The organism is Nonomuraea sp. NPDC003201 (assembly GCF_053590415.1).
Window position 1 is genome coordinate 1 of record NZ_JBSFTC010000608.1, and the last position, 3,226, is coordinate 3,226.

Below are 3,226 nucleotides of genomic sequence, written 5' to 3' on the forward strand. Positions count from 1 at the left end.
GGTGCGCGCCGTCGGGTGCCTCGCTCGCGCCAGGGCCCACCCGCTCGCGCACGGCACCGGTCATGGGGGGAGTGCCCGCACCCGCGGCGGTTTCCAGCATGCGGTCCGTGGCGCCCGCCAGGGCCGCCTGGATCTGGGCGATCGAGTGCCCGGCGGCCTGCAGGCGTTTCACGGCCACGAGTTGCAGCAGGTGCCGCCGCCCGTACTGGGCGATGCGGCCGCGCCTGGTCAGCGGCGGGTCCACCAGCCCGATCGTCGTATACCACCTGATCAGCCGCTCGCCGGGCACATCGCGGACCCGGCCGTTGCCCGCGGATGCGCCGTCCGAGCTCGCGCGCAGCGCCAGCGCCGCGCGCTCGGCCAGCTCGCCGATGGTCCAACCGATGGGCCCGGTGGAGGCGGAGGCGTCGCTCATACCTCCACAATGACACTGTCATTGTTACACTGTCAACGACGCGGAAGAATGACCGCCGCCATGTCGTTCTAAATAGGGAAAACTCCTATCGATGGGGAGGAACAGGACATGGCCATGATCACCGGCCCACTCTCGGGAGAGGCCAAGGACACCGTCGCGCGGGCCCTGCAGGGCGCCCTGGTCGATCTCATCGACCTCTCGCTGGTCGCCAAGCAGTCGCACTGGAACCTCATCGGCCCTCACTTCCGCCCGATCCACCTCCAGCTCGACGAGCTCACCGACCTCGCCAGGTCCCACATGGACACCATCGCCGAACGCGCCGTCGCCGTCGGGATCAACCCGGACGGACGTTCCACCACGGTCGCCAGGTCCACGAAGCTCCAGCAGCCGGAGTCCGGCTGGATCGAGGACGGTAAGGTCGTGGCGACGATCACCGACCTGCTGGACGGTGTCAGCAAGCGGATGCACGAGCGCGTCCGGGTCACCGACGAGCCCGACCCGGTCACCCAGGATCTGCTCATCGCGGTGGCGCAGGACATCGACAAGCAGCACTGGATGTTCCAGGCCCAGGCCTGACCTGCCAGAAAGCCCGGGAGCCCGCACGGGAGCCCGGGCTTTGGCATGCCCGCCGACATGCCCGCCGACATGCCCGCCGACAGGGCCGCCGACAGGGCCACCGACATGCCCACCGACAGGGCCGCGACCCCTGGCCGGCGGCCCGCCGACGCGTGTTGGCCGGATGATCGCGCGGTGGGAGTTCGGGGTTTGCGCAGAGTTTGATGTCGCGAGTCCCTGCCATTCATGTCGGTGCGGTCGACTAGCGTGGCACCTAGAGGGAGGCCCCACGATGTCCCACAAGACTCTCCTCCGCACGGGCCCGCTCTTGCGGGGCGGCATCAGCCCGTACGGACCGCTCGGCCTGCCGGGCGCCGACGGCCTCGCACTGCCCTCAGGCTTCACCGGCAGGGTGGTGGCCCGCTCGGGCCACAAGGTCGCCGGGCTGACCTGGCACGCGGCCCCCGACGGCGGCGCCTGCTTCCCCGACGGCGCCGGCTGGATCTACGTGTCCAACTCCGAGCTGCCCCTGCTCGGCGGCGCGTCGGCGCTGCGCTTCCGCGCCGACGGCACCGTCGCCGACGCCTACCGCATCCTGTCGGGCACCGACCTCAACTGCGCGGGCGGCGCCACACCGTGGCACAGCTGGCTGTCGTGCGAGCTGGGCCACCGCGGCCGCGTCTTCGAGTGCGACCCGTACGGCGCCCGCGCCGCCCGCCCCCGCCTGGCCATGGGCCGCTTCAAGCACGAGGCCGCCGCCTGCGACCCCGAGCGGCGCGTCGTCTACATGACCGAGGACGAGCCCGACGGCTGCTTCTACCGGTTCCGGCCGAGCGACTGGGGCGACCTGACGGAGGGCACGCTGGAGGTGCTGTGCTCCTCGGGCCACTGGCAGGTGGTGCCCTCGCCGGCGGCGCTGCGCGCGGAGGCCCGCCACCAGGTCGAGGGCGCCCGCCACTTCGACGGCGGCGACGGCTGCCACTACGCGGGCGGGGTGTGCTACTTCACGACCAAGGGCGACACGGGCCTGTGGGCCTACGACGCGCAGACCTCCGCGCTCGAGCGGCTGTGCGAGGGAGTGCGCGCCATCACCGCCGCCCCCTCCGGCGACCTGTACGTGGCCAGGGAGACGACGGAGATCGACGTCATCGCCCCCGACCGCGCGGTCACGCCGTTCCTCAGGCTGGAGGGGCACGCCGGCGCGGAGCTGACCGGGCTGGCGTTCTCGCCGGAGGGCGATCGGCTCTACTTCTCGGCCCGGCGCGGCCGCACCGAGGGCCACACCTTCGAGGTGTTGGGCCCCTTCCGCGGCTGAGCGCGAGGCCCGCGCTCAGCTCAGCTGGCGGACCAGGGCGAGCCTCGGTCCGCGCTCAGCCCAGATGGCGGGCCAGGGCGAGCTTCAGTCCGCGCTCAGCCCAGATAGCGCACCAGGGCCAGCTTCAGCTCCGCCACCAGCTCCGCGCCGCGCTCCGGCGTCGCGGTGGTGACCAGCGGCATCACCGCCTTCACCATGGCCACCGCCATCGTCCCCATGAGCGCGGCGCGCTCCTCCGCCAGGCTGGGGGAGCGGCGGCGGAGCATGGCCGCGACCTGCCGGGCGATGTCGTCGTGCAGCCGCTGCGAGGCCGAGGCCAGCTGGTCGCCCGTCGCCGACCCGTACAGGAGCGACCAGTACGCCGGTGACGCGCCCTTGAACCTGACGCTCTCGTCCACGACCTGCCCCACCAGCGCCTCCAGCGGCACCTCCGGGGTGACGGCGGCCAGCCGGGCGGCCCAGAACTCCTGCCGCTCGTCGGTGTAGCGAGCCACGAGCCCGTCGAGGATCTCCTCCTTGTTGCGGAAGAACTGGTAGAGCGACCCGGGCGACATCCCCGCCCGCGTGGCGACGTGGTTTGTCGTCATGTCCGGGTATCCGACCTCGGCGATCACCGACTCGGCGGCGTCGAGGATCTCCGCCATGCGCTTCAGGCCGCGCGCCTGCCGGCGGACCGTGCGTTCAGGCATGGGTCTCCTCGTTGACAAATGCGAGCATTCACTTGTATTTCTGATTGGGAGAGCAAACACGAGTAGTTTACCGAGTTTTAGGGCGGGGGCACCTTACATGGCGCTGAACACGCGGCTGCGGCCGGTCCACGCGAAGGCGGCCGGGCCGCCGCTGCGCAGGCTGGGCTTCCTTCTCGTCCGGCGCCGCCGGGCCGTGCTCGCCCTGGCCCTGATCGTGCTCGCCGTCGCCGCGGCGCTGGCGGCCGGGGCGGT

Annotated in this window: 4 protein-coding genes; 2 read left to right on the plus strand and 2 right to left on the minus strand. The window is 71.9% G+C overall.

The window, feature by feature from the left end:
• A partial coding sequence (locus ACWDX9_RS61535) for a helix-turn-helix domain-containing protein (RefSeq protein ID WP_449973153.1) occupies nt 1-415 on the minus strand: 415 nt, incomplete at its 3' end.
• Nucleotides 416-523: 108 nt separating this feature from the next.
• On the opposite strand from ACWDX9_RS61535, the gene ACWDX9_RS61540 reads away from it, so the two are divergent.
• Both ACWDX9_RS61540 and ACWDX9_RS61545 read left to right on the plus strand, forming a co-directional pair.
• A complete protein-coding gene (locus ACWDX9_RS61540; RefSeq protein ID WP_449973154.1) occupies nt 524-991 on the plus strand; it encodes a Dps family protein in 468 nt (155 codons plus the stop codon).
• A 271-nt stretch (nt 992-1,262) separates the two neighbouring features.
• Nucleotides 1,263-2,285: an alkaline phosphatase PhoX gene (locus ACWDX9_RS61545; RefSeq protein WP_449973155.1), complete on the plus strand. Its 1,023-nt coding sequence runs from the start codon at nt 1,263-1,265 to the stop codon at nt 2,283-2,285.
• A gap of 95 nt (nt 2,286-2,380) precedes the next feature.
• Here the strand turns inward: ACWDX9_RS61545 and ACWDX9_RS61550 are convergent, their stop codons facing one another.
• Nucleotides 2,381-2,974 carry a TetR family transcriptional regulator gene (locus tag ACWDX9_RS61550; protein WP_449973156.1) on the minus strand — a complete coding sequence of 198 codons (594 nt, stop codon included), beginning with the start codon at nt 2,972-2,974 and terminating at the stop codon, nt 2,381-2,383.
• Between the last annotated feature and the right edge of the window lie 252 nt (nt 2,975-3,226).